Origin of the sequence: Stenotrophomonas sp. SBJS02 (genome assembly GCF_020428325.2) — a bacterium.
Lineage (GTDB): Bacteria > Pseudomonadota > Gammaproteobacteria > Xanthomonadales > Xanthomonadaceae > Stenotrophomonas > Stenotrophomonas africana.
The window spans coordinates 3,763,619-3,790,366 of record NZ_CP109812.1; the positions used below are offsets into that span (position 1 = coordinate 3,763,619).

Here is a 26,748-nt window from a genome sequence, read left to right on the forward strand (position 1 = left end):
GGCCGCTGCTCCACACGCCCGCCGGCATTCCGCCCGGCGGGCGCGGTCGTGAACGCATACCGCGCCGGCTCCCCACCCGGTTTCCAAGCTGTGCTCTGTTGCACGCGCCTCATAGGTCGCCCCGTGCATAATCAGCGGACCAACGAAGGAGCCGCTCCGTGACGAGAGCCTGCATCACTCGCCGCCATGTGTACGCTGCGCTCGCGTGGATTGCGCTGGCGGCCCCCCTGTCAGGGTGTTCAGGAGATCACGTGAAACCCAGCTATTCCAAATCGAGCCTTGAGCCGATCGTCGTCACCCAGCTCTCCGCGTCGAAGCTCCAGGTCCAGTTCAATGAACCGATGGAAAGCATGTATTACGCGGCAGGGATGAGCTATGTGGTGGAAGGGGGCACCATGAAAGTCGTTGTTGATCGCTGCCCCATATCCGGCCAATGCACAACCATGCTGCGGCGCGACGTGAAGCCCGGACCTGCTGGCCCGGCCCGTCAGGAAATTCCCTTGATGGCGCCGCGCGTGGTGATGCTGTTCGCCGATGGCGAAACACAGATTTTTCCGTAAGAGCATCCCATGAGCGACAAGGTCGTCCTCGGCATCCACAGTCACGTAGACCCCAATACACAGGGGTCGTTCAATCAGTTCGTGGACGGCCACGCCTGGATCTCGGTGACGCGAAACGGCCATACGACGTTCCATGGCCTGTGGCCAGACAACCATCCACTCGTTGAGGACAATGGCCCAGGTTCGGACATCCGCGAAGGCATGGAAGCCCGGGCCACACCTTCGGCCTCACGCTATTACGAATTGACTCCCGAGCAGGTCAAGCGACTTGACCAGGCCTTGGGCGAAAATGTCACCTGGTCATATGGCAATACCTGCGCATCGTGGGCGACCAGTACCGTGAACAAGGTTACTGGGCAGTCCCTGGATGCAGGCGAACTGCTGTTCACCGATACGCCGCGGGAGCTGATCGAGTCCATTCGCAAGGCAGAGCGCGTGCGGCCCACGAGTCCTTCGCAGCCGCAACCGGCAACCGAACGGCCGGAAACCAGCATCCCATCGCTGAGCGATGCCTCGGCATCGCTTCACCAGCAGGCACTCGCCGGCGTCCATGCGCTGGACGCATCGCTGGGTCGCGCATCTGATGAATCCAGCCAACGCATGGCGGCCAGCCTCACCCAACTTGCCCGGGCACAAGGTCTGGAACGGATCGACCATGTGGTATTGGGCTTGCCGACTGGTCAGCCCCCACGGCCGGAGAACATCTTCGTCATTCAGGGAGCCTTGGATGACCCGGGCCATCTGCGTGCCCACATCCACATTGAAGCGGCCCTTCAGCCACCCGTTGCGGAGTCGCTGCGGCAGCTTCATCAGTTGGACAAGCAGTTGGCCGCCTCGCCGCAGCAGGCCGAGCCTGCCCTGGAAGAGACCCAGCGCCGGCAGATGGTGTGATCGTCGACGGCTACGCCTGGAGCCCCCCCATAGGTAGGCACCATTCGGCCCGTCAGGGCCTGCCATCTCTCAACAAAGCTTGATATCTCGCCCGTACAAGCCGCCCACGCAACGATCCGATACGCTGGCCGGGTTTGCCGTATGTGGCCGCATCGGTGAAAATCGGGCATCCCCCCGATTTCCTGCGAGTGCCGATGCACCATGACACCGACCTGATCAACATCGTTGCCGTTGGCCTGGGGCTCGCCTTCATCTTCGGCGCGCTGGCCAACAAGCTCCGCTTGTCTCCCTTGGTCGGTTACCTGGTTGCTGGCATCTGCGTAGGTCCGTTCACCCCCGGCTTCGTCGCCGACCAGGCGCTGGCCAACCAGCTGGCCGAGCTGGGCGTGATGCTGCTGATGTTCGGCGTCGGCCTGCACTTCTCGCTGAAGGACCTGATGGCGGTCAAGGCCATCGCCATTCCCGGTGCCATCGGCCAGATCGCGGTTGCGACCCTGCTCGGCTGGGGCGTGGCATCGCTGATGGGCTGGCCGGCCATCCATGGCGTCATCTTCGGTTTCTCGCTGGCCACCGCCAGTACCGTCGTGCTGCTGCGGGCAATGGAAGAACGCCGCCTGCTGGAGACGATGCGCGGCAAGATCGCTGTCGGCTGGCTGATCGTGGAAGACCTGGCCTGCGTGCTGGCACTGGTGATGATGCCGGTGATGGCCGGTGTGTTCGGCCCCGACGCGGCCAAGGAATCGCACTCGCTGGGCAGCGTGCTGGCCGACATCGGCTGGACCTTCGTGCAGCTGGGCCTGTTCGTGGCGGTGATGCTGGTGGTCGGGCGCCGGGTCATTCCGTGGATCCTCGAACGCATTGCCGGCACCGGTTCGCGCGAACTGTTCACGCTGTCGGTGCTGGCGATCGCGCTGGGCGTGGCGTTCGGCTCGGCCATGTTGTTCGGCGTCTCGTTCGCGCTGGGCGCGTTCTTCGCCGGCATGCTGCTCAACGAATCGGAGCTGAGCCACAAGGCCGCAACCGATTCGCTGCCACTGCGCGATGCATTCGCGGTGCTGTTCTTCGTGTCGGTCGGCATGCTGTTCGACCCGAACATCCTCATCCAGCACCCGTGGCAGGTGCTGGCCACGGTGCTGATCATCATGTTTGGCAAGTCGGCCGCGGCGTTCTTCATCGTGCGCGCATTCGGCCACCCGACCAGCACCGCGCTGACCATCTCGGCCAGCCTGGCGCAGATCGGCGAGTTCGCCTTCATCATCGCCGGCCTTGGCGTGGCGCTGCAGATCCTGCCGAAGGAAGGCCAGTCGCTGGTACTGGCCGGCGCGCTGGTGTCGATCATGCTCAACCCGCTGGTATTCGGGCTGCTGGATCGTTGGCAGGCCAAGCAGGAACAGCAGCCGCAGCCGGCCGAGCCGGAAGAGGCGATCGGTCCATCGCGTGATCTGAACGGGCACGCGATCGTGATCGGCTATGGCCGGGTCGGCAGCGAGCTGGCACAGGTGCTGCGTGATCGCGGCGTGCCGGTGCTGGTGATCGATGACAACAAGGAACATGTGGAACAGGCGCACGCCAAGGGCCTGGCGGCGATCCGTGGCAGTGCCGCTGCCGACCGGGTGCTGGCTGAGGCCCACCCGGAGCGGGCGAAGATCGCGGTGCTGGCCATTCCGCAGCCGCTGGAAGCCGGTGAGGCGCTGGCCAAGCTGCGGGCGATCAACCCGGACCTGACCCTGCTGGCGCGCGCGCACAGCGATGCGGAAGTGAAGCATCTGCTGGAGCACGGCGCCGATGGCACGGTGATGGCCGAACGTGAGCTGGCGTATTCGCTGGCGGAGATGGTGATGTCCACGCCGCCGTACCGGAATCTGGGGCAGCACAGCATTCCGGTGGTGTGAGGGGTGTGCGTGCGGCAGGGCTTGCAGCCCTGCACCTGCCGAAACAACGGCAGCGGCAAAAGCTGGCATTGCGTGGGATGGCGGGGTGGGTCCGGTTGCGGGGGACGCTGCAAGTACGTCCATGTACGCTCGGTCGCCGCATCCATGCGGCTCACGCCCCCGCAACCGGACCCACCCCGCCTTCGACAATTTCCCGCGGTCTGCCGGAACGGCGTTCTGCTCTGGTGGGTGTCGACCTTGGTCGACACGGCGGCACAAAAGAATCCCCGGTCGACCCGCATCGACCGGGGATCTGGATCGCCACGTTGCCACTGCCTTGGAGAGGCAGTTCCACCGTAGCGCATCGCGTGGCCGGTGGTGATCGCATATGGCGATATTTACCAAGCGCGCGGCTATCAGGCGGCGGCCAAGGCCTGTTCCAGGTCGGCACGCAGGTCGCCGATGTGCTCGATGCCGATCGACAGGCGAACGGTGTCCTCGCTGACACCGGCCTTGGCCAGCTCCGCTGCATCCAGCTGGCGATGCGTGGTCGAGGCAGGATGGGTGGCCAGTGACTTCGCATCCCCCAGGTTGACCAGGCGGGTGAACAATTTCAGCGCATCGAGGAAGCGCGCGCCTGCTTCACGGCCGCCCGGCAGGCCGAAGGTCAGTACACCCGAGCCGTGTCCACGCAGATAGCGCTGCGCGGCGGCATGCTCGGGGTCGTCGGCCAGTCCCGCGTAACGCACCCAGGCGACCTTGTCGTGCGCCTTCAGGTACTGCGCAACGGCCAGCGCATTGGCATTGATGCGCTCCATGCGCAGCGCCAGGGTCTCGATGCCCTGCAGGATCAGGAACGCATTGAACGGCGACAACGCAGCGCCGGTATTGCGCAGCGGCACCACCCGCGCGCGGCCGATGTAGGCGGCCGGCCCCAGCGCTTCGGTGTAGACCACGCCGTGATAACTCGGGTCGGGCTGGTTGAGGCGAGCGAAGCGCTTGGGCTGCGCCGCCCAGTCGAAGCGGCCGGAGTCGATGATCGCACCGCCCAGGCTGGTGCCGTGGCCGCCCAGGTACTTGGTCAGCGAATGCACCACGATGTCGGCGCCGTGCTCGAACGGGCGCAGCAGGAACGGCGTGGCCACGGTGTTGTCGACGATCAGCGGCACGCCAGCGGCATGTGCGACCTCCGCAATCGCAGCGATGTCGGTGACGTTGCCGCGCGGGTTGCCGATCGATTCGACGAACACCGCCTTGGTGCGTTCGTCGATCAGGTCGGCGAACGCGGATGGATCTGCGGGGTCGGCGAAGCGCGCCTGGATGCCGTACTGCGGCAACGTGTGCGCCAGCAGGTTGAGGCTGCCGCCATACAGCGCGCTGGAGGCGACGATGTTGTCACCGGCCTCGGCGATGGTCTGGATGGCATACGTGATCGCGGCCTGCCCCGAGGCCAGCGCCAGTGCACCGATGCCGCCTTCCAGCGCGGCCAGGCGCTGCTCCAGTACATCGGTGGTGGGGTTCATGATGCGCGTATAGATGTTGCCCGGTACCTTCAGATCGAACAGGTCGGCGCCGTGCTGGGTATCATCGAAGGCATACGCCACCGTCTGGTAGATCGGCACAGCCACCGCCCGGGTGGTTGGGTCGGGACGGTAGCCACCGTGCACGGCCAGGGTTTCCAGTTGCCACTGCGGATCGCTCATTGCACCAGGCTCCATCCGGGGAAACCGCCACCATAGGACAGCCGGGGGCGCCCGCTGAAAGCCACTGGCGATGACGCCCGTACCGCCGGTTATCACGTTGGCCGCGATTCAGGCAGCCGTCATGGGCCGTTGCTAGGCTTCGCCGCCGGGCGCTCCTGCCCGGGCACGGAGGCCCCACGCATGCAGCCATCCCCCTGGACCCCCACCCCCAGCAGTGCGCCCACGTCGGTACTGCTGGTGGAGGACGACCGTCGCCTGGCCGAGCTGGTCAGCGATTACCTCCACGAACATGGCTTCGCCGTGCAGCACGTCGCGCGTGGCGACCTCGCCGGCGCCGCCTGCCGCCAGCATGCGCCCGAGCTGGTGGTGCTGGACCTGATGCTGCCCGGCCTCGGTGGCATCGACGTATGCCGGCAGATCCGCAGTTTCTCCGATGTGCCGATCCTGATGCTGACCGCCTGCGAGGACGACATCGAGCAGGTGCTGGGCCTGGAATCGGGCGCCGACGACTATGTGCACAAGCCGATCGAGCCGCGCCTGCTGCTGGCCCGCCTGCGCGCGCTGCTTCGCCGTCGCCATGGCAGCAGCAACACCGGCACACCCTGCCGCCTGATGCACGGCGAACTGCTGATCGACCGCATGCAACGCGAGGTGCACCTGCATGGACAGTCGGTGGACATGGGCACCACCGAATTCGAGATCCTGTGGCTGCTGGCCAGCCAGCCTGGGCAGATCCTCTCGCGCGACCAGATCCTGCAGGCGGTGCGCGGCATCGGCTTCGACGGGCTGGACCGCAGCGTCGATGTCAGCATCGGCAAGCTGCGCCGCAAGCTGGGCGATGACGCGCGCGAACCGCGGCGGATCAAGACCGTGTGGGGTCGTGGCTACCAGTTCAACCCGTCGGCCTGGACGGCATGAAGCGGCTGTTCCTGTGGTTGTGGTTCGTCACCGGTGCCTGCTTCCTGGTGTCGGTGTTCTTCCTCAACCACATCCTGGACGGCATCTACACGCCCGTGCAGGATCGCGTTTTCGTCCAGCAGGTCCGCGGACAGGTGTACGCCCTGCGCAGTGGCCTGGCTGGCCTGGATGCCGGTCAGCAGCGTGAGCGCCTGCAGCAGTGGCAGCCGCACTATGGCATCGCATTGACCCTGTTCGACACGCCTCCGGCACTCGCCCCGCAGGAACAGGCGGCCGTAAAGGCTGATGGCTTCATCGTGCGCGATCAGTACCAGCAGGTCCTGCTGCCCATCGAAGGCGTCGGCGGTCGCTGGCTGCAACTGCGCCTGCCTGGCGCTGTGCAGATGACCACGTACATGACCATCGCGGCCTACCTCAGCATCCTGCTGCTGGTCGGCGCCAGCCTGTATGCCTGGGTACGCCTGCTCTGGCGCGACCTGGAAGCGCTGCGCCGGCACGCCGACCGCATCGGTTCGGGCGATCTGCAGGCGCGCGCGCAGGTTTCGCCACGCTCGCAGATCCGGGTGATCGTCGACCATTCCAACCGCATGGCCGCGCGCGTGGCCGAGTTGGTGCAGCGCCAGCGCGATCTCACCCATGCCATTTCGCACGAACTGCGCACACCCATCGCGCGCGTGGCCTTCGGCCTGGACCTGATGCAGGACAGCGACGATCGCGAACGCCGGGCACGGCTGGCACAGGGGCTGCACGGCGACCTGGCCGAACTCAACCGGCTGGTCAGCGAACTGCTGGCGTATGAACGTCTGGAGCATCCCAGCGAAGGCGAGCCGATGCAGCGCATCGAAGCCAACGACTGGCTGCAGGCCTGCCTGGCCGATGTGCGCCGTGATGCCGAACGTGCCGGCGTGGTCCTGCGCGTGCAGCCCAGTGCGTTGCCACGGGTGGATGCCGAGCCGCGCCTGCTGCAACTGGCACTCAGCAATCTGGTGGGCAATGCGCTGCGCCACGCGCATTCGCAGGTGGAAGTCTCGCTGGTCGGTGCTGGCGGTCGCGCCTGCCTGCGCGTGGACGACGACGGCCCCGGCATCGCCGAAGCCGATCGCGAGAAGGTGATGCGTCCGTTCACCCGCCTGGACGACAGCCGCAGCCGTGACACCGGCGGCTTCGGCCTGGGCCTGGCCATCGTCAACCGCATTGCGGCCCGCCACGGTGGCGAACTGCGCATCAGCCGCGCCACGCTGGGTGGCGCGCGCCTGGAAATGCACTGGCCGCTGGCTGCCAGCTGAACGCCCACGGGCGCGATTACAGTTGATTACAACTCCCGCACAACTGCGGACGGATCGGTCGCCGGCGTATCGCCACGCTAACGACCCTGCAGCACTCGCCGGATGCGAGCGCTGCTTTCCTCCCATTGTCGAGAGTTTCCATGTCCCAGCTTCGCCGTTCCCCCACCCTGCTCTGCCTGGCCCTGCTGCCGCTGTTGGCCGCCCCGATCGCCCACGCCAAGGATGACCACTGGACCTTCGAAGTCGCCGCCGGTGCCGGTGCGACCCCTCGCTACAGCGGCAGCAAGGAGTATCAGGCGTCGCCCATGCTGTCCTTCGATGTCACCTCGCCGGGTGGCTGGTTTCTGGGCACCAGTGGCATCGGCTGGGGCACGTCCATCGGCGAGCACACCCGCGTGCGGGCCTATGTCGGTGCCAGCGGCATCCGCAAGGACAAGGATTCGCTGCTCGGTGGTTCCGACTTCCTGCGCGGCATGGGCGATATCGATTCCCGTCCCCTGGTCGGTGTCTCGGCTGGTTATACGCTGGGCGAAGCCGTGCTGAGCGGCTCCTGGCAGTTCACCCGCAAGGACGAGGACAAGGCCGAAAACGGCCTGGCCACCCAACAGATCCACTTGAACCTGAGCATGCCGCTGTTCGACCTGGCCGGCGGCGTGGTCAGCGGCAGCGTCTCCACCGACTACGGCAACCGTGGCTACATGCAGACCTGGTACGGCGTCAGCCCGGAACAGGCCGCGCGCACCGGCTTTGCCGAGCACAAGCCGAAGGCCGGCCTGGTCAGTGCCGGTCTCGGCCTGAAATGGAGCCACCGCGTGGGCCGCAACGGCAACTGGTACATCTCGGCCGAGGGCACGCGCCTGCTCGGCGATGCAGCCGACAGCCCGATCGTGCAGAAGCCCAACCAGTTCGGGCTGATGAGCGGCTACACGCACCGCTTCTGATGCAGGAAGGGCGCCCCTCGGCGGCCTTTGATCCCTGCGGTCAGCGGCAGGCCGGTGCCTGGCCGCTGCCGCACAGCTCGACCTCGCGCAGCCAACCTATCCACTGCACGACGTCATCCTTCTCCGGCTCGGAGCGGAACGATTTCTGCACGGTGTGGAAGCCCTCTATGCCCTGGATGCCCTTGATCCAGGTGAACTCGGGCTTGCCGGTGCCCGGGTTCTCCGGGCAGCTGAGCATCAGCAACGCGAACGGGCGACCACCTTCCTCGCCCTCGCGGATCCAGTGACTCTGTGCGTCGGGGCAGGCAATGCGCCAACCGGCTTCGATGATGCCGAGGAACTCGCGCGGGCTTGCGTGGCTACTGTTCGGCGCGTCGTTGACGGTGACCATGTCGGCCCAGTCCTGCACGGTCTGCCCGTTGGGCACGTACTCGGTGATGCGGTTGCCCTGCGCATCGGTGTTCTGGTGGGCCTGGTGGTAGCCCTTCATCGGCGGCAGCTGCACCTGCTCCGCAGCGGCGGCATGGGTGGCCGACGTAGCGAGTGCCAGTGCGATGCAGAGTGAAGCCAGGCGTGTGCCATCCATGCGGTTCTCCTTGTCCGGGCAAAAGTGCAACAAGGCGATTCTGCACCGGGAAAGCCCGCGATGGCGCCCCCACTCGAAGAGGGGAGCGCTTGCGGGGTCAGGCCTTGGCGAACACCAGGTGGCCGCCGTCGTTGCCGACTTCGATGGTGTCGCCGTTGACGAAGGCGCCGGACAGGATCTTCTGCGCCAACGGATTCTCCAGCTGGGCCTGGATCGCGCGCTTCAACGGACGCGCGCCATACACCGGATCGAAGCCGACGTTGCCGAGCAGCTCGAACGCTGCATCGGATACCTCCAGCTTCAGCCCGCGCTCGGCCAGGCGCTTTTCCAGGCCCCGCATCTGGATGCGCGCGATCTGCTTGATCTGCTGCTTGTCCAGCGGGTGGAACACCACGATGTCATCCAGGCGGTTGATGAACTCCGGACGGAAGTGCGCCTGCACCACGCCCATCACCGCCGCCTTCATCTGCGTGTAGGCCTCAGGGCTGTCGTCGGCGCTCATGTCCTGGATCTGGTGCGAGCCCAGGTTCGAGGTCATCACGATGACGGTGTTGCGGAAGTCCACGGTGCGGCCCTGGCCATCGGTCAGGCGGCCATCGTCCAGCACCTGCAGCAGGATGTTGAACACATCCGGATGCGCCTTCTCCACTTCGTCCAGCAGGATCAGCGAGTACGGACGGCGACGCACGGCCTCGGTCAGATAGCCGCCTTCCTCGTAGCCAACGTAACCCGGGGGGGCACCGATCAGGCGGGCGACGCTGTGCTTCTCCATGAATTCGCTCATGTCGATGCGGATCATCGCATCGGCGCTGTCGAACAGGAACTCGGCCAGCGACTTGCACAGCTCGGTCTTGCCGACGCCGGTCGGGCCGAGGAACAGGAACGAGCCGGCCGGACGATTCGGATCGGACAGGCCCGCACGCGAACGACGCACCGCATCGGAGACGACCTTGATCGCTTCCTCCTGGCCGACCACCCGGTTGTGCAGCACCTCTTCCATCCGCAGCAGCTTGTCGCGCTCACCTTCGAGCATCTTGTTGACCGGAATACCGGTCCAGCGCGAAACGACCTCGGCGATCTCCTCGTCGGTAACCCGGTCCTGCACCAGCTTGAAGTCCTTGTGTTCGGCCTCCTGCGCAGCGGCCAGCTGCTTTTCCAGCTGCGGCAGCAGGCCGTACTGGATCTCGCTCATCTTGGCGAAATCCTGGCGGCGCTGCGCGGATTCCAGCTCCAGCTTGGCCTGCTCGACCTGCTCCTTGATCTTGGTTGCACCCTGCAGCGCCGCCTTCTCCGACTTCCAGATTTCATTGAGGTCGGAGAACTCGCGCTCCAGCGCATCGATGTCGTTTTCCAGATCAGCCAAGCGCTGCCGCGAGGCCTCGTCCTTTTCCTTCTTCAGCATCTCGCGCTGGATCTTCAGCTGGATCACGCGGCGTTCCAGGCGGTCCAGTTCCTCCGGCTTGGAGTCGATCTCCATGCGCAGGCGCGAGGCCGCCTCGTCCATCAGGTCGATGGCCTTGTCCGGCAGCTGGCGGTCGGTGATGTAACGGTTGGACAGCGTGGCCGCCGCGACGATGGCCGGGTCGGTGATCTCGACGCCATGGTGCACGGCGTACTTTTCCTTCAGCCCGCGCAGGATCGCGATGGTGTCCTCCACCGACGGCTCACCCACGAACACCTTCTGGAAGCGGCGCTCCAGCGCAGCGTCCTTTTCAATGTATTTGCGGTACTCATCCAGCGTGGTGGCGCCCACGCAGTGCAGTTCGCCACGTGCCAACGCAGGCTTGAGCATGTTGCCGGCATCCATCGCACCGTCGGCCTTGCCGGCGCCGACCATGGTGTGCAGCTCATCGATGAACAGGATGATCTGCCCTTCGCTCTTGGCCAGGTCGTTGAGCACGCCCTTCAGGCGTTCCTCGAATTCACCGCGGAACTTGGCGCCGGCAATCAGCGCGCCCATGTCCAGCGACAGCACACGCTTGCCGCGCAGGCCTTCGGGCACTTCGTCGTTGATGATGCGCTGGGCCAGGCCTTCGACGATCGCGGTCTTGCCCACGCCGGGTTCGCCGATCAGCACCGGATTGTTCTTGGTCCGGCGCTGCAGCACTTGGATGGTGCGACGGATTTCCTCGTCACGGCCGATCACCGGATCAAGCTTGCCGCTCTCCGCACGCGCGGTCAGGTCGATGGTGTACTTCTCCAGCGCCTGTCGCTGTTCCTCAGCGTTTTCCGACTGCACGTTCTCGCCGCCGCGCAGCTTGTCGATCGCGGCCTGCAACCGGCTCTTGTCGGCACCGGCGGCGCGCAGCGCCATGCCCAGCGTGCCGCCGTCTTCCAGCGCGGCCAGCACGAACCACTCGCTGGCGATGAAGGCATCGCCATTCTGCTGGGCCAGCTTGTCAGTGTGATTGAGCAGGCGGCCGAGGTCGTTGCCCATCGACACATTGCCGGCCTGGCCGGACACCTTGGGCAGCGCATCCAGCGCCTCGGTCAGGCGCTCGCGCAGTACCGGCACGTTCACCCCGGCCTGGGCCAGCAACGGGCGCGTGCTGCCGCCCTGCTGGTCCAGCAGCGCGCTGAACAGGTGAACCGGTTCGATGATGCTGTTGTCGCGGCCCACGGCCAGCGACTGTGCGTCTGCCAGCGCCTGCTGGAAACGCGAGGTGAGCTTGTCCATCCGCATTGCGAAACCTCATCGGTCATCTGGGCCGGCCCGTGCCGGCGATGCTGGAAAGATGCGGTTGCCCCACCCGGTTTCAAGGGTGACTGCGACTGCACCCCGAGGCCAGTCAGCCTGCGGCCAGCATGCCGGAATGGGTGTGGTCGGCGCGTTGATCCCGATCAGTTCCGCACGGTGGACGGGTTCAGCGGGTGATCGCGCTGCGGATCGCCCGCAGCTGCTGCTTGACCGCCCGGGCCTGCGCCACGTCCATGCGCAGCAGGACCTTCTGGCCGATCGAGCGCGACTGCAGGGTCGGATCGACGAAGCGGTAGCGGCCGCGCTCATCGTGTTCCACCAGCGGCGCCTGGGCCAGTTCCGGGGTCTCCAGCAGGTGATCGATCACCGCGACCAGGCGGTCGTTGAAATAGCCCTCCGGCCGGCCAAGGTCGACATAGGCCTGCTGGATCAACGGATAGAAGCGCTTGTAGGTGGTCGCCGTCGCCGCCGGGTCGAGCGCGGTGAAGGCCTGCACATAGGGCGCATAGCGCGCCGCGTTGCCGGCGGCGATGCGTTCACCGCCTTCGCCAGGCTCGACCTGCAGGTTGCCCGGCAGCGGGCGCGCGGCCAGCGCGGTCGGCGGCACGCTGGGCTTGTCCAGGTTGTCGACCTGGGTGACGAGGCGCTGGATCAGGTGATCGCGCAGCAGCAGGGTCAGCGGGCCCTCGCCCTGGAACAGCTGGCTCAATGCGCCCCAGGCTGTGGCATCGCTGTCAGCCAGCTTCGGCAGCGCCGGATCGGCCGCGGCCTCGGTATCCAGCGGATGCTTGATCGGCGGCGGCGCTGGCGCGGGTTCTGCGGCCGCCTGCGGTTGTGGCGGTGCGCTGGCAGGGGTTGATTGCACCGGCACCGAAACACCGTCGGCCAGGCGCTTCAGCTGATCGCGGAACAACCAACCGCCCGCGCCACCGATCACCACCACGCCCAACACCCAGGGCCATACCGCCTTTCCACTCTGCATGATGCAGCACCTCGTTTCACACGCATGGAGAAGGTGTGACCCCATCGATTCCAACGGGTTCCCCACCTGTTCCGCTGCCGTTCGGGTTCGCGCCTGCACCAGAGCCGCGCTCACGCCTGCTTTGCATGCCCCGCGCGACGCTGTGGGTCTTGTCCTGTGGAGGCACTGCCATGCAATACGCGCTGTACTACTGGACCGGCATCCAGGGCCGTGGCGAGTTCGTGCGCCTGGCGCTGGAAGACGCCGGTGCCGACTACATCGACATGGCGCGGGTGCACGGCGATGCAGTGATGCAGCCGTTTCTCGATGGCAGCAGTGAAGGTGCGCAGCCCTTCGCACCACCATTCCTGAAGGCCGGTCGCCAGGTCATTGCACAGGTCGCAGCCATCCTGGATTTCCTGGGCCCGACGCTGGACCTGGTGCCGCAGGCGGCCCCACGGCGGGTGCAGGCGCTGCAGTTGCAGCTGACCATCGCTGATCTGGTGGCCGAGGTGCATGACACCCACCATCCGATCGCTGCATCGAAGTACTACGAAGAGCAGAAGACCGAAGCCAAGGCACGCGCTGCGTCACTGCGCAGCGAGCGGCTGCCGAAGTTCCTCGGCTACTTCGAGCAGGTGCTGGCCGCCAATGGCGGCCGTCATGCGCTGCGCGAGCACTCCTACGTGGATCTGTCGCTGTTCCAGCTGCTGAGCGGGCTGAACTATATGTTTCCACGCCGGATGCGCGCACTGGCACCCACCCTGCCCCTGCTGCGTGCGCTGCAGGAGCGGGTAGCCAAGCGGCCCAACATCGCCGCCTATCTGGCCTCGGAGCGGCGGTTGCCATTCAACACCAACGGCATCTTCCGCCATTACCCGGAACTGGACGCCGAACGGTAGCGCCGGCCGCTGGCCGGCAACCACACATGATGCGTCTGCAGCCCACCGCGTTGCCGGCCAGCGGCCGGCACTACCGTGGGGTCAGCTGTTTTCACCCAGCGGTTTCACCGCCTGCTTCTGCAGCGACAACAACCCCAGCAGCAACGCCAGTGCCACGTAGGCACCGGCGAACTGCCAGCTGATGATGTGTGCCAGCCCGTCCAGATCCCACGGCAGGTAGATGCCGCCGCGCGGGTCCACCGAGTGGATCAGGCCGAACAGGGTCAGCACCGCCGCCACCAGCAGGAAACCGCAGGCACGCCGCAGGCGGCCGTCGACCATCGCCGCCACCACCGAAATCCACAGCATCGAGGTGATGATGAAGCCGTTGCCGAGGGTGAAAATCACCGCCAGTTCCGGCAGGCCATGGCCATCGAGCTTGGTCAGCAACTGCGGCAGCTGGTCCGGTGCGATCCAGCCGGGCGCCTTGATCGCCAGCAGGTACGCGACCGACGGCAGGAAGCCGAACACCATTGCACCGGTGTGGTGTCGTGGCGTGGCCTGGAAGGCCTGGGTGGTGATGTCGATGGCCACGTACACGATGATTGGTGCCAGCACCGCCAGCGGCAGCCATTGCACCAGCCCGGAGATGATGCCCAGCATGCCGCCGATGCCGACGAACAGGCCGGTCAGCAGCGTGTAGCCGCTGCGCGCACCCATGTGCTTGTAGGCCGGCTGGCCGATGTACGGCGTGGTCTGTGCAACGCCACCACAGACACCGGCCACCAGCGTGGCTACCGCCTCCACCAGCAGGATGTCGCGGGTGCGGTAGTCATCGCCAGCCGCGCGTGCGCTTTCAGAGACGTTGATGCCGCCGACCACCATCAGCAGGCCGAACGGCAGCAGCAACGGCAGGTAGGTCATCGCCGTAGGCAGGCCCTCGAGGAAGCCCAGCGTCGGCAGCGGCAGCACCACCTGCGGCGGCACCCACTCCGGCACGTGGAAGCCCGGCGCGCCCAACCCGGCCAGGCCGAGGCCGTAATAAAGAACGGTGCCGAACACGAAGGCCAGCAGCACGCCGGGGCCACGCACCGGCAACTTGCCCTTGGCGATCAGCACATACAGCAGCAGGCCCAGCGTGGTGAAGCCGACCAGCGGCGAGCGCAGCGTTTCCAGCAGCGGCAGCAGGCCCATCAGCACCAGCGCGATGCCCGCGATGGAGCCGAGAAGCGCGGCGCGGGGCAGCGCTCGGGTGACCGCTTCGCCGAAGAACGACAGCACGAACTTGAGCACGCCCATGATGACCAACGCGGCCATGCCCAGCTGCCAGGTGGCGATGCCCGCTGCGTGCGGGTCCATGCCCTGCTGCTTGAAGGCGATGAAGGCCGGGCCGAGCACCAGCAGGGCCATGCCGATGCTGGTCGGTGCATCCAGGCCCAGCGGCATGGCGGTGACATCGTCGCGGCCGGTGCGCGCGGCCAGCCGGCGCGCCATCAGGGTGTACAGCAGGTTGCCGACCAGCACGCCGAAGGCGGTGCCGGGGAACATGCGGCCGAACACTACGTCGGCGGGAAACTGGAAGATTCCCACCAGGGCCATGGCAATGAAGCCGAGGATGGAGAGGTTGTCGACGACCAGGCCGAAGAAGCCGTTGAAGTCGCCGGCGACGAACCAGCGACGCGGTGCGGCGGAAGCGGGAGCGGACATGGAAGGGGCGGTGGGGGTGGGGACCGCCGATGGTAGGCCCAGCGGGGCCGGCGCGCCAATTCCGTCGTGGAATGATGGGTTCCAGCCAACGGCGGAGCCCCTCGTGGCTGGTCGCGGGTAGAGTCGACTGTTAGTCGACTGGCATTGCGAGTTGGGCCGGTCGGGTAGATGGCGCGGGGGACGCCGTAAACCCATCCCTGGGGGCTTGGCCGCGGCATCCATGCCGCGGACACCCCCGCGCCATCTACCCGCCCGGCCTCTGACAATTCCCTGCGCGTGCCAGCCACGGAAGAGAATCAAAGATCAAAAGCAAAGGCAGGCTCTCTTTGTAGAGCCGAGCCCATGCTCGGCTGCCGTACGCGAAGCCTCTCAGCCGAGCATGGCTCGGCTCTACAGAAGATCATTCCGATCATTCTTTCGTTCATCCACGCATGACGTGGATCTACCGTGTCGACCAAGGTCGACACCTACCGAGAGCAGCGGAAAACTGTCGAAGGCGGGGTGAGTCCGGTTGCGGGGGCGTGAGCGCCATGGGCCCGAGGCATGCCTCGGGCGGGTTGGGCAGGACGCCCAACCCCGGTCTTGCCGTGTGCGCAGGACAGCGCACACGAGCAAGGCGCGACCGAGCCTACAGGGACGTATTTACGGCGTCCCCCGCAACCGGACCCACCCCGCCTACCCACGGCAAACCTGCTTTTGACCTTGCTTCGGTGGTTGCCGTGGTTTCGGCGGGTGCAGGGCGCAGCCCTGCATCGACCAACCCCTCACTTCTTCAGGAAATTGTCCACCAGCAGATGCTTCACGTCGTCGAATCGGCCGTTCAACACCGCCTTGGCCGCATACAGCGCCGTTCCGGCCACCTGCTTGGCCTCGATCTGCGGCGGCATCACCAGCTCGGCGCGGCTGGTATGCACGTCCAGCAGCGCCGGGCCACGCTGTGACAGGAAATCCTGCACCGCTTCCTCCAGATCCTCGCTACGCGTCACCGTGCGGCCGTGGAAGCCGATCACCTCGGCCAGGCGACCGAAGTCCGGGTTCTTCAGGTCGGTGTAGTTGTCCAGCAGGCCTTCCACCTTCTGCTCCAGCTCGACGAAATTCAGCGAGCCGTTGTTGAACACCACCACCTTGATCGGCAGGTTTTCCTGCACCGCGGTCAGCAGGTCACCCAACAGCATCGCCAGGCCACCATCGCCGGACAGCGAAATCACCTGCCGGCCAGGAAACGCCTTCTGCAACCCCAGCGCCTGCGGCATCGCGTTGGCCATGGTCCCGTGCAACAGGCTGGTCAGCGTGCGGCGGCGGCCATTCACCCGGATATGCCGCAGCACCCATACCATCGGAGAACCCCCGTCTGCGGTGAACAGCGCATCGTCGCTGGCGTGCTTCGACAGCAGCGCGGTCAGGTGCTGCGGATGGATCAGTTCGCCTTCGCCCGGTTGTTCTTCCTGTTCGCGTTTCTTCAGCGCCTTGTCGCGACGTTCGATGCACTCGTCCAGGAAACTGCTGTCCTCGCGCGGCGGCAGCATCGGCAGCAAGGCATCCAGCGTCGGGGCAATATCACCGACCACGCCCAGGTTCACCGGGTGGCGGCGGCCGAGGTGGCTGCCATCGCGGTCGACCTGGATGATCGTGGCCTTGTCCGGGTAGAACTGGCCCCAGGCGAAATCGGCGCCGAGCAGCAGCAGCGTGTCGCACTCCATCAGCGTGTGGAAGCCGGACTCGATGCCGAAGATGCCGGTCATGCCCATGTTGTACGGGTTGTCCGGCTCGACGAAGTCCTTCGCGCGCGACGTGTGCGCGATCGGTGCCTGCAGGCGCCGGGCCAGTTCGAGCAACTGCGCGTGCGCGCCCTGGCAGCCAGCGCCGGCATAGACGCCGATGCGCTTGCCCTGCCCCAGCAGCTCGGCGATGCGCTGCAGTTCCGCATCGGAAGGGCGCAGCACTGGCTGGGTGTAGTGCACCGAGAACGGCACATCGTGCTTCACTTCGGCCTGGCTGATATCGGCCGGCAGGATCACCACCGCCACGCCGCGGCGGCTGATCGCCGCCTGGCAGGCCAGTGTGACCACGCGACGGGCCTGTTCGGCGCTGTGCACCTGCTCGCAGAACACCGAGCAACTGGCGTACACCGCCTTGAAGTCCACTTCCTGCGGGAATTCCATGCCCAGCTCGCTGGTCACCACCTGGCTGGCGATCAGCACCATCGGCGCGCGGTTACGGTTGCTCTCGAACACGCCGTTGATGAAATGCAGGCTGCCGGGGCCGCAGGAGCCAGCGCAGGCGGTCAGTTCGCCACTCACCAGCGAATCCGCGCCAGCAGCAAAGGCTGCCACTTCTTCATGCCGCACGTGCACCCAGGCGATCTCGCTGCCATGCATCGCATCGGTCACATGGTTGAGCGTATCGCCCACGATGCCGTAGCAACGGCGGACACCGGCCTGCTGCAGGGCGTCCACCACGATTTCGGCCACGCGCTTGCTCATCGGATACATCCTCGAACGGGGGAACGTCCGAGGCTAGACCCGATGAAGTGATGCCTCCGTGGGCAAATTACCCATCGCCTCGATGTGCAAACTGCGGGTAGACGTCTCGTCAATCGTTGACGTTGATCCAGCCCACCACCGCGCCCTGCTTCGGGTTGCGATAGCGCAGCTTCACCCAGCCGTCCTGTTCATCCAGCAGTTCCACGCGATCCCCCTGCACCAGGTAACGCTTGGTGCTGGACGCACCAGGCCGGTCGAACAGGAACAGGCGCGCGGGTAGCACGGTGGCCTGCTGGCCGCGCAGCGGCCCGTCGGGCGGTGCGCCAAGGCCATCGGCAATGGCACTTTCCAGCACACGGCCGGCGGGATCATAGGTGCGCCAGACGGCCAGCGGACCCTGTTCGTCCGTCTGTTCCCACTGCAGCGCAGTGTTCAACGTCTCGCCCAGCATCAGCACGCTCTCGGCGCGGTACAGATAGAGTTTCGCGCCTGCAAACCGGTACTGGTCGGTGTACCACATCGGGCCGCTGCGGCAGCTGCTGGTCAGGGTGCGGCTCGGACGATCGACCGTCAGCCCCATCAGGTCACCGCAACTGTCCTTGCCGTGGGTGTCGGCCTGCAGCGCGCGGAAACCTGTACTGGCCGGATCGAAGCGGTACACCGTCACCGCTTCATTCACCATGCCCACCGAGGCGCGCGCAATCAGTTCCGGGTAGCCATCGAAATCGATGTCCTCCAGACCCCATCTCGAATTGCCGTCGGCATCGGCCGCGCCGGCCAACGTCTGGCGCTTGCCCGACGGTGACAACTGCACCGCGATGCTGCCGTCCTGCTGGGGATCGGCATGCGCCTGCACATGCGCGCCCACCTGGAAGCGCAGCGTTTCGCCGTCGTCCCCACCCGCCTGCGCCGGCGGTGCCAGCACGCCCACCAATACCAGGCCCAGCAGGCATTCCCTGTAATTCATCATCGCTTCCTGCGGCACCTCGGCGGCACCTTCAACTCAGAACGATACCTCGACCGGCTGCCGCGACCACAGCACCGATTGATGCTTGGTCTGCTGCTTCCACGCCAGGCGGATGGCTTCGATATCGGCGCGGCGCTGCGGGGTGTCCTCGTGAAGCACCACCAGCACCTTGGTGCGCAGGCGGTTGGGCGAGGCATCACCGCGGAACAGCCACTGGCCGTAGGCATCGAACACGGTCAGTCCGTCCGGGAAGCGCGGGGTCACTTCCTTGTCCAGGAAAGTGCGCCACTGCGCCTCGCTGATGGTGTCGGCCTGCGGGCGGTTGCCGGCGCCTTGCTCTTCGCCTACGCCGAAGTACAGCTCGCTGCGCACCCAGCCGTGGCCGGCGGACGGGCGTGCGGCATCGCCCTTCAGTTCGGCGGTGGTGGCTGTGGCATAGGCGCTGGGCGCCTGCGAAGAGAGGCTGGCGCAGCCACTGGTGGCCAGCAGCACGGCGAAGACGAGGCCAAGGTGTTTCATCGGTACAGCTCCGGGGAAGGGGGGACAAGGCGAGCCGGCAGCGTACAGCGCCACTGGCCCGGCGTGCTGATGCCAACCGAGCATCAGCTCATGCCGGACTGGCAGGGACTTGCATCGGCACCGGCCATCACGCGAAGATAATATATCGCTTCATCCGGATGGATGTAAGTGAAACTATCTCCCCCTTCCCCGTCGTCGTTGTTGCTGGAGCCCCCATGTCCGTCCGCCTGCCCGCGTCGCCGCTCGGCCTCGCCATCGCCCTTGCGCTTTCCTCCGCCGCCGTCCCGGCCCTGGCCCAGGACGCCGCCAACCTGGACACGGTGATCGTCACCGGCACCCGTGCCGCCGACCGCACCGTGCTCGAATCCACCTCGCCGGTAGACGTGCTCACCGCCGAGGACATCCGCAAGGCCGGCGTGGTCAACGGTGAACTGGGCAGCGCGCTGCAGGCGCTGCTGCCGTCGTTCAACTTCCCGCGCCAGTCCAACTCCGGTGGCGCCGACCACGTGCGCGCAGCACAGCTGCGTGGCCTGTCGCCGGACCAGGTACTCGTGCTGGTCAATGGCAAGCGCCGCCACCACACCGCGCTGGTCAACACCGACAGCAAGATCGGCAAGGGCACCACCCCGGTTGATTTCAATTCGATCCCGGTCAGCGCGATCAAGCGCATCGAAGTACTGCGTGATGGCGCGGGTGCGCTGTATGGCTCGGATGCGGTGGCCGGTGTGATCAACGTGATCCTCGACAACGGCGGCGACGGTGGCGAGATCGAGGCCAGCTACGGCGCCAACCACACCCACCTGAAGCCGATCGGGCGTACCCTCACCGACGGCCAGACCGGCAACATCAGCGCCAAGGTCGGCACCTCGCTGGGCGAGGACGGCGGCTTCCTGCGCGTCGGCCTGGAATACAAGCACCGCAACGGCACCAACCGTGCCGGCTTCGACCAGATTCCGCCGTGGGACCAGACCCCGGGCAACCTGGCGCTGCAGGGCAAGCGCAACTATGTGCTGGGCGATGGCAAGAGCAAGGACATCAACCTGTGGCTGAACACCGAGATTCCGGTGGGCCAGACCTCGACGTTCTACGCGTTCGGCACCTTCAACCAGCGCGATACCGAAGGCGCAAACTACTTCCGCTACCCCGATGGCGATGCCAACTGGAAGGAGGTCTATCCGAATGGGTACCGGCCGATCTCCGAGGGCGAGAACCGCGACGTGCAGGCCGTGGCCGGCGTGCGCGGGCAGTGGGGCGAATGGAGCTACGACGGCAGCCTGGATTACGGCCAGAACGACTTCACCTACCGCCTGCGTGATTCGCTCAACGCGTCGCTTGGCCCGACCAGCCCGACCCGCTTCAAGACCGCCGACTACGAGTACGCGCAGACCGTGGGCAACCTCGACCTGAGCCGCGTGTACACCCAGAGCGACAGCATCAGCCACACCCTGGGCCTGGGCGTGGAAGCGCGCCATGAGCGCTACCAGACCCGTCCCGGCGACCCGGCCAGCTATGCCGCCGGCCCGTACACCGACCGACCGACCGGTTCGCAGGCCGGTGGCGGCCTGACCCCGCAGGACGCAGCCACGCTGTCGCGCGATGTGGCCAGCGCCTACGCCAGCCTGTCCAGCCAGTTCGGTGAGAAGTTCTCCACCGATCTGGCCGCGCGCTACGAGCACAACGACGATTTCGGTGGCGAACTGACCGGCAAGCTCGGCCTGCGCTACGAATTCACCCCGGCGTTCGCGTTGCGTGGCGCCATCTCCAACAACTTCCGCGCGCCGTCGCTGGCGCAGATCGGCTACGAGTCCACCTCCACCGGCTACAACGCTGGCGGCCAGCTGGTGCAGGGCCGCCTGCTGTCGGTCAACAATCCAATCGCGCGTGGCTTGGGTGCGCAGAATCTGAAGCCGGAGAAATCGCTGAACACCTCGCTGGGCTTCACCAGCCGCATCGGCGAGCATTTCGACCTGTCACTGGACTTCTTCCAGATCGACATCGACGATCGCATCGCGCTGTCGGAGAGCATCACTGGCGATGCACTGACCGATTACGTGGCGGCCAACTACGGCGTCAGCGGCCTGCAGAGCGCCAGCTTCTTCGTCAATGCCGCCGACACCCGTACCCGAGGCGCCGAGCTGGTAAGCAACTGGCGCCAGTCGCTGGGCGATGGCCAGCTGCTGTTGACCGGCACCTATGCGTATACCAAGACCACGCTGAAGAACGTGCTGGCCACGCCGGCACAGCTGCGTGCGCTGAATCCGGACTACGTGCTGTTTGGCATCGAAGAGACCAACACGCTCACCGATGCCACACCGCGTACGCGCGGCAGTTTCTCGGCGGCATGGAGCAACGACCACTGGTCGCTGAGCACCCGCGTGAACCGCTACGGCAGCGCCACCCGCGTGTTCAACTTCGGTGACGGCTATATCCCGCGCCAGACCTACCAGGCCGAATGGCAGCTGGATGCCGAAGTGGAGTACCGCATCACGCCGCAGTGGAGCGTGGCCATCGGCGGCCAGAACCTGACCGACAACTATCCGGATCGATCCAACAGCGATATCCACTACTTCGGCAACCTGCCGTACGACGTGCTGTCGCCGATCGGCAGCAACGGCGCCTACTACTACGGCCGCGTCCGCTATACGTTCTGATCGCTCTTGTTGGGTGCGGACCGTTGGTCCGCACTACCTGAGCTCGATGCAGGCTGACCTGCCATGCCGACCAACGGTCGGCACCCACCGAAGCAGGGTCGTAGTCTGCCCTCGACCCCACGTACACGCGCACGCTGGCAAGCTGCGCGTCATGGCTGAACCGCTCCCCCTGCGCCCGCCACCGCCATTGCTGGACGACGCGTGCGCGTTGTTCCTCGATGTCGATGGCACCCTGATCGAATTCGCTGCACGCCCGGACGCCGTGCAGCTGCTGCCGGATGTGCGTGAAGCCATCGGCCGCATCAGCGACCGCCTGGAAGGTGCCGTGGCACTGGTCAGTGGTCGCCCGCTTGAACAGCTGGATCAACTGTTCGCGCCTTTGAAGCTGCCCGCCGCCGGCCTGCATGGCCACGAACTGCGTGGCGAGGACGGTCGTGTGCTGCGCGACGAACACGACGACGATACCGCCGAGTGGCTGCACGCGCTGCACCAGCAGGCGATGCGCTTTGCCCACGGGTATCCCGGCGTGCTGGTGGAAGACAAGGGCGTCGGCCTGGCCCTGCACTGGCGCGGCGCGCCGCACGCCGCCAGCGATGTCCGCGCCTTCGCCGACCGCCACGTGCGCGGCCGTGCCAGCTACCGCCTGCAACCTGGCGACCATGTGGTCGAGTTCGTGCCCGTCGGCACCGACAAGGGCCGTGCCGTGCGCCGGATGATGCAGTACCTGCCCTTCCGTGGCCGCCTGCCGGTGTTCCTCGGTGACGACCTCACCGACGAATTCGGCTTCGACGCCGCCAACGGCCAGCATGGCTGGAGCGTGCTGGTGGGCGAACGTGAACCCAGCAAGGCGGTGTTCGCGCTGCCCGACATACGCAGCGTGCACGCCTGGCTGCGTGAGAATGCCTATTGACCCGGCCACCCCACGGCCGCAACCGAGATGTACCGCGTGATGACCCAACCCGATCTTGATCTGGGCGTGGTCGGCAACGGCAGCTTCGGCGCCCTGGTCGACAAACGTGCCCGCGTTGTCTGGAGCTGCCTGCCCACCTTCGACGGCGACCCCACCTTCTGTGCCCTGCTCGGCCCCAACCAACAGACCGGTGGCGACTTCGCCATCGAGCTGGAGGACTTCGCGAGCAGCGAGCAGGAATACCTGACCAACACCGCGATCCTTCGCACCGTCCTGCGCGACGCGCATGGTGGTGAACTGGAAATCCTCGATTTCGCCCCCCGCTGGCGCCAGAACGACCGTTTCTACCGCCCGGTCAGCCTGATCCGCCAGGTGCGTCCGCTGGCCGGCAGCCCCCGCATCACCGTACGCGCACGCCCGCTGGCGGACTGGGGCGCACGCGTGCCCGAGTCCACCTGGGGCAGCAACCACGTGCGCTGGATCCTGCCGGAGCATGTGCTGCGGCTGACCACCGACGTGCCAGTGCGCTTCGTACGCGACGACCTGCCGTTCGTACTCAACCATCCCGTCCACCTGATCCTGGGCGTGGATGAATCCCTCAACCGCTCGATCAGCGGCTATGTGCAGGAAGCCTTCCAGCGTACCCGCGACTACTGGCGCGAATGGGTGCGCTACCTGTCCATTCCGCTGGAATGGCAGGACGCGGTGATCCGCAGTGCGATCACCCTGAAGCTGTGCCAGTACGAGGACAGCGGCGCGATCATCGCGGCGATGACCACCTCCATTCCGGAAGCCCCCGGCAGCGTGCGCAACTGGGACTACCGTTACTGCTGGCTGCGTGATGCCGCGTTCGTGGTGCGCGCACTGAACCGCCTCGGCGCGACGCGCACGATGGAACAGTTCCTCGGCTATATCTTCAACCTGGCCACCACCGATGGCACGTTGCAGCCGCTTTATGGCATCGGCTTCGAGGCCAAGCTGGACGAAGATGAGGTCTCCAGCCTGTCCGGCTACCGCGGCATGGGCCCGGTGCGCCGCGGCAACCTGGCCTGGGTGCAGCGCCAGCACGATGTCTATGGCAGCGTGGTGCTGGCTTCCACCCAGCTGTTCTTCGACCGGCGGCTGCAGGACCCGGGCGATGCGCACACCTTCGCCCGTCTGGAGCCGCTGGGCGAACAGGCATTTGCCCTGCACGACGTACCCGATGCCGGCCTTTGGGAGTTCCGCGGCCGCACTGAAGTGCACACTTACACCAGCGCGATGTGCTGGGCGGCGTGCGACCGCCTGTGCAAGATCGCCGTGCGGCTGAAGCGTGATGACCGCGCACGCTACTGGCGCGAGCGCGCCGACACCATCCACGCCCGCATCATGGCCGAATCCTGGAGCGAGGAGCTGGGCCACTTCACCGATACCTTCGGTGGCCATCGGCTGGATGCCTCGTTGCTGCTGCTGGCCGACATCGGTTTCATCGACGCGATGGATGCGCGCTTCATTGCCACCGTCGATGCCATAGGGCGCGACCTCAAGCATGGCAATTCGCTGTACCGCTATGTCGCACCGGATGACTTCGGCGAGCCTGAAACCAGCTTCACCATCTGCACCTTCTGGTACATCGATGCGCTGGCGGCAATCGGGCGCATGGACGAAGCGCGCGAGATGTTCGAGCTGCTGCTGAAGCAGCGCAACCACCTGGGCCTGCTGTCGGAGGATCTGGCCTTCGACAGTGGCGAAGCCTGGGGCAACTTCCCGCAGACCTATTCGCACGTCGGCCTGATCACAGCCGCGATGCGCCTGTCGCGGTCCTGGCAGGAGGCATCGTGAGTCGTCTGGTGGTGGTTTCAAACCGCGTGGCCGTGCCGGGCGAGAACCGCGCCGGCGGCCTGGCGGTGGGCCTGCTGGCCGCGCTGAAGGAACGCGGTGGCATGTGGTTCGGCTGGAGTGGCAAGAGCGTGCGCGACGGCAGCGGCACGCTGCACACACAGAAAGACGGTGACATTGAATTCGTCACCCTCGACCTGAGCAAGCGCGAGGTGGACGGCTACTACAACGGCTTCGCCAACCGCACCTTGTGGCCGCTGCTGCACTTCCGCCTGGATCTGGTCGACTACGACCGTGGCACGCGCGAGACCTACCACAAGGTCAACGCGCTGTTCGCTGACAAACTGGCGCCGCTGCTGCGCGAGGACGACATCGTCTGGATCCACGATTACCACCTCATCCCGCTCGGCGCACTGCTGCGCGAGCGTGGCATCGGCTGCCGCATCGGCTTCTTCCTGCATATCCCGATGCCCTCGGCCGACCTGCTGCAGGCGATGCCCGACCACCTGCGGCTGTTCTCCGCGCTGTACGCCTATGACCTGGTCGGCTTCCAGACCCAGCGCGATGCAGATCGCTTCCAGACCTACCTGCGCCTGTTCGGTGGTGGTCGCGTGCTCGACAACGGCGAGCTGGAAGCACCGGGCGGGCGCCGCTTCCGTGCCGCTGCCTTCCCGATCGGCATCGACACCGAATTGATCGCACGCCAGGCCGGCACCGCCGCCACCAAGACCGCGGTAAAGAACCTGCGCGCCAGTCTGCGCGATCGCCAGCTGGCGATCGGCGTGGATCGCCTGGACTACTCCAAGGGCCTGCCCGAGCGTTTCCTCGGCTTCGAGCGCTACCTGGAGCGCCACCCCGACCAGCGCGGCTCGCTGACCTACCTGCAGATCGCCCCGGTCTCGCGCGGCGATGTCACCGAGTACCGGCAGCTGCGCAGCCAGCTGGAACAGATCGCCGGGCACATCAACGGTGGCCACGCCGAACCTGACTGGACACCGCTGCGCTACGTCAACCAGAACTTCACCCATGCCACCCTCACCGGCTTCTACCGGGCGGCGGCGGTCGGCCTGGTCACGCCGTTGCGCGATGGCATGAACCTGGTGGCCAAGGAATACGTCGCCTCGCAGGACCCGGAAGATCCCGGCGTGCTGGTGCTGTCGCTGCTGGCCGGCGCCGCCGACGAACTGAAGCAGGCACTGCTGGTGAACCCGCATGATCTGGACGGCGTGGCCGATGCCATCGCCACCGCAGCAACGATGTCGCTGCGCAAGCGCAAGGAACGCTGGCACGCGATGATGGATCACCTGCGGACCTATGACATCAACCACTGGCGCCGCAGCTACCTGGACGCGCTGGAGGGCTGAAGCACGCGTTCCTGTAGAGCCGAGCCATGCTCGACTGCTATTAGCAGGAGAAAAAGCAAGTCGAGCATGGCTCGACTCTACAGAAGACAGGCAATCAATCCAGGAACCGCGCGGCCTGCTCCGGTGCGGGCAGGTAACAGGCGTCGTGCCGCCCGAACCAGCGATAACGGTTGCGCGCCAGCGCGCGATACGCGGCATCTCTCCAGCCGCGCGGCACTGACCGAAGCACGCCGGTCAGGCGCCAGGCGCCGCCTAATCCCGCCAGCACACGCAGGATCGCATCGGTATCGGTCCAAGCGCCCTGCGCATCCAGCAACAGGAATGACATCGGGTCCTGCGGATCCAGCCCGTGCGTGCGCAGCATCGCACTGCCCTGCGCCCCCTGCATCGCCGCAAAGCGGTAGCGCCCCCTGCGGTCGAAACGCAGCAGGAAACGCACCCAGCGGCTGCATAGCGCGCATACGCCATCGAACACGATCACCGCGCTGCCCGCCTCGGCGGCAGCCTCACTGCGGTTCGAGCCAGCCTTCATAGCGGATCAGGGCTCCCACCCAGGGCAGCGTCACATCGACCAGGAAAGTGTAACGCTCACCCTGCCAGGCTTCACGGCAACGCACGCCACCAAACCAGCGCCTCGGCAGCGGCAGCAGCCCGAAGGCCCAGACCCGGCGCACCGACCAGTCGATGCCACCCGCGTGCGCCTGCAGATCAAATTCGAAGCGCACCGCGCCCAACTGCTCGCGCAGGTATCCCTCGTGGGCCCACAGCCGCGACACCATCGGCCAGCGGCCAAAACGCCGCGCCCATTGCTCGCCCTGCCCGCGTGTATTGAACGCCACCTCGGTCGGCAGCGCATCGCCGTCCTTCGGCAGCCGCGCCAACGCGGCCAGCACGGGTACCAGCCAGTGCGGCCCACGCTTGATCCGTGCCTGCCCTGCGTAGCGGCACGGCAGTGGTGCGGCATGCAGCGCCTGCACCGGCGCCGCCAGGCTGGCGAAGGCCGGCCCCAGCACGCGCGCGAACAGCGGCAGGG

General features: G+C 66.3%; 21 protein-coding genes. 11 read left to right on the forward strand and 10 right to left on the reverse strand.

Features of this window, described 5'->3' with window-relative positions; genetic code table 11:
* Positions 1-251: 251 nt before the first annotated feature.
* The 3 genes from FQS62_RS17440 to ybaL all read left to right on the forward strand — a co-directional run bounded on the left by FQS62_RS17440 (position 252) and on the right by ybaL (position 3,343).
* A complete protein-coding gene (locus FQS62_RS17440) occupies positions 252-560 on the forward strand; it encodes a hypothetical protein (protein WP_049445850.1) in 309 nt (102 codons plus the stop codon).
* 9 nt (positions 561-569) lie between these two features.
* Entirely contained in the window at positions 570-1,451 is an 882-nt protein-coding gene (locus tag FQS62_RS17445) for an XVIPCD domain-containing protein (protein ID WP_208043144.1), read from the forward strand.
* A 194-nt stretch (positions 1,452-1,645) separates the two neighbouring features.
* A complete protein-coding gene (ybaL, locus tag FQS62_RS17450; RefSeq protein ID WP_208043145.1) occupies positions 1,646-3,343 on the forward strand; it encodes a YbaL family putative K(+) efflux transporter in 1,698 nt (565 codons plus the stop codon).
* Positions 3,344-3,738: 395 nt separating this feature from the next.
* Here ybaL and FQS62_RS17455 read toward each other — a convergent pair whose 3' ends face one another.
* Positions 3,739-5,025 (reverse strand): O-acetylhomoserine aminocarboxypropyltransferase/cysteine synthase family protein, encoded by a 1,287-nt coding sequence (locus tag FQS62_RS17455; protein WP_208043146.1) that lies wholly within the window; start codon positions 5,023-5,025, stop codon positions 3,739-3,741.
* Positions 5,026-5,205: 180 nt separating this feature from the next.
* On the opposite strand from FQS62_RS17455, the gene FQS62_RS17460 reads away from it, so the two are divergent.
* The 3 genes from FQS62_RS17460 to FQS62_RS17470 all read left to right on the forward strand — a co-directional run bounded on the left by FQS62_RS17460 (position 5,206) and on the right by FQS62_RS17470 (position 8,170).
* The gene (locus FQS62_RS17460) at positions 5,206-5,943 is read left to right on the forward strand and encodes a winged helix-turn-helix domain-containing protein (RefSeq protein ID WP_208043147.1); all 738 of its coding nucleotides are present in this window, start codon (positions 5,206-5,208) and stop codon (positions 5,941-5,943) included.
* On the forward strand, positions 5,940-7,229 hold the full coding sequence (locus FQS62_RS17465; protein ID WP_057501269.1) for an ATP-binding protein: 1,290 nt from the start codon (positions 5,940-5,942) through the stop codon (positions 7,227-7,229). Before FQS62_RS17460 ends, FQS62_RS17465 begins: the two co-directional genes overlap by 4 nt.
* A 140-nt stretch (positions 7,230-7,369) precedes the next feature.
* Positions 7,370-8,170 carry a MipA/OmpV family protein gene (locus tag FQS62_RS17470; protein WP_208043148.1) on the forward strand — a complete coding sequence of 267 codons (801 nt, stop codon included), beginning with the start codon at positions 7,370-7,372 and terminating at the stop codon, positions 8,168-8,170.
* Positions 8,171-8,210: 40 nt separating this feature from the next.
* On the opposite strand, the gene FQS62_RS17475 is transcribed toward FQS62_RS17470, so the two are convergent.
* The 3 genes from FQS62_RS17475 to FQS62_RS17485 all read right to left on the reverse strand — a co-directional run bounded on the left by FQS62_RS17475 (position 8,211) and on the right by FQS62_RS17485 (position 12,436).
* Positions 8,211-8,756, reverse strand: a complete 546-nt coding sequence (locus tag FQS62_RS17475; protein ID WP_226053582.1) for a hypothetical protein — start codon at positions 8,754-8,756, stop codon at positions 8,211-8,213.
* A 97-nt stretch (positions 8,757-8,853) separates the two neighbouring features.
* Positions 8,854-11,439, reverse strand: a complete 2,586-nt coding sequence (gene clpB / locus FQS62_RS17480) for an ATP-dependent chaperone ClpB (protein WP_057501267.1) — start codon at positions 11,437-11,439, stop codon at positions 8,854-8,856.
* Between the two features lie 181 nt (positions 11,440-11,620).
* Positions 11,621-12,436, reverse strand: a complete 816-nt coding sequence (locus tag FQS62_RS17485; RefSeq protein WP_208043149.1) for a DUF3014 domain-containing protein — start codon at positions 12,434-12,436, stop codon at positions 11,621-11,623.
* A 170-nt stretch (positions 12,437-12,606) separates the two neighbouring features.
* On the opposite strand from FQS62_RS17485, the gene FQS62_RS17490 reads away from it, so the two are divergent.
* Positions 12,607-13,317 (forward strand): glutathione S-transferase, encoded by a 711-nt coding sequence (locus FQS62_RS17490; protein ID WP_208043150.1) that lies wholly within the window; start codon positions 12,607-12,609, stop codon positions 13,315-13,317.
* Positions 13,318-13,398: 81 nt separating this feature from the next.
* Here FQS62_RS17490 and FQS62_RS17495 read toward each other — a convergent pair whose 3' ends face one another.
* The 4 genes from FQS62_RS17495 to FQS62_RS17510 form a co-directional block, all read right to left on the reverse strand.
* Entirely contained in the window at positions 13,399-15,003 is a 1,605-nt protein-coding gene (locus tag FQS62_RS17495) for a SulP family inorganic anion transporter (RefSeq protein WP_226053583.1), read from the reverse strand.
* A gap of 764 nt (positions 15,004-15,767) precedes the next feature.
* Positions 15,768-17,486, reverse strand: a complete 1,719-nt coding sequence (locus FQS62_RS17500; RefSeq protein ID WP_154349543.1) for a thiamine pyrophosphate-dependent enzyme — start codon at positions 17,484-17,486, stop codon at positions 15,768-15,770.
* 109 nt (positions 17,487-17,595) lie between these two features.
* Positions 17,596-18,453, reverse strand: coding sequence for an SH3 domain-containing protein (locus FQS62_RS17505; protein WP_208043753.1), 858 nt, complete (start codon positions 18,451-18,453; stop codon positions 17,596-17,598).
* 36 nt (positions 18,454-18,489) lie between these two features.
* Complete coding sequence (locus FQS62_RS17510; RefSeq protein WP_005410781.1) at positions 18,490-18,972, reverse strand: DUF3574 domain-containing protein; 483 nt, start codon at positions 18,970-18,972, stop codon at positions 18,490-18,492.
* Between the two features lie 215 nt (positions 18,973-19,187).
* Here FQS62_RS17510 and FQS62_RS17515 point away from each other — a divergent pair, with 215 nt between their 5' ends.
* From FQS62_RS17515 to otsA, 4 genes are all read left to right on the forward strand, one after another.
* The gene (locus tag FQS62_RS17515) at positions 19,188-21,623 is read left to right on the forward strand and encodes a TonB-dependent receptor plug domain-containing protein (RefSeq protein WP_088480719.1); all 2,436 of its coding nucleotides are present in this window, start codon (positions 19,188-19,190) and stop codon (positions 21,621-21,623) included.
* 151 nt (positions 21,624-21,774) lie between these two features.
* Positions 21,775-22,533, forward strand: coding sequence for a trehalose-phosphatase (gene otsB, locus FQS62_RS17520; RefSeq protein WP_049447463.1), 759 nt, complete (start codon positions 21,775-21,777; stop codon positions 22,531-22,533).
* A gap of 39 nt (positions 22,534-22,572) precedes the next feature.
* Positions 22,573-24,354: a glycoside hydrolase family 15 protein gene (locus tag FQS62_RS17525; RefSeq protein ID WP_208042990.1), complete on the forward strand. Its 1,782-nt coding sequence runs from the start codon at positions 22,573-22,575 to the stop codon at positions 24,352-24,354.
* Positions 24,351-25,715: an alpha,alpha-trehalose-phosphate synthase (UDP-forming) gene (gene otsA, locus FQS62_RS17530; protein ID WP_049447464.1), complete on the forward strand. Its 1,365-nt coding sequence runs from the start codon at positions 24,351-24,353 to the stop codon at positions 25,713-25,715. Before FQS62_RS17525 ends, otsA begins: the two co-directional genes overlap by 4 nt.
* A gap of 94 nt (positions 25,716-25,809) precedes the next feature.
* Here the strand turns inward: otsA and FQS62_RS17535 are convergent, their stop codons facing one another.
* Together FQS62_RS17535 and FQS62_RS17540 are read right to left on the reverse strand one after the other, a co-directional pair.
* On the reverse strand, positions 25,810-26,247 hold the full coding sequence (locus FQS62_RS17535; protein WP_099589885.1) for a thiol-disulfide oxidoreductase DCC family protein: 438 nt from the start codon (positions 26,245-26,247) through the stop codon (positions 25,810-25,812).
* Positions 26,222-26,746: a DUF4166 domain-containing protein gene (locus FQS62_RS17540; RefSeq protein ID WP_049447466.1), complete on the reverse strand. Its 525-nt coding sequence runs from the start codon at positions 26,744-26,746 to the stop codon at positions 26,222-26,224. Before FQS62_RS17540 ends, FQS62_RS17535 begins: the two co-directional genes overlap by 26 nt.
* Between the last annotated feature and the right edge of the window lie 2 nt (positions 26,747-26,748).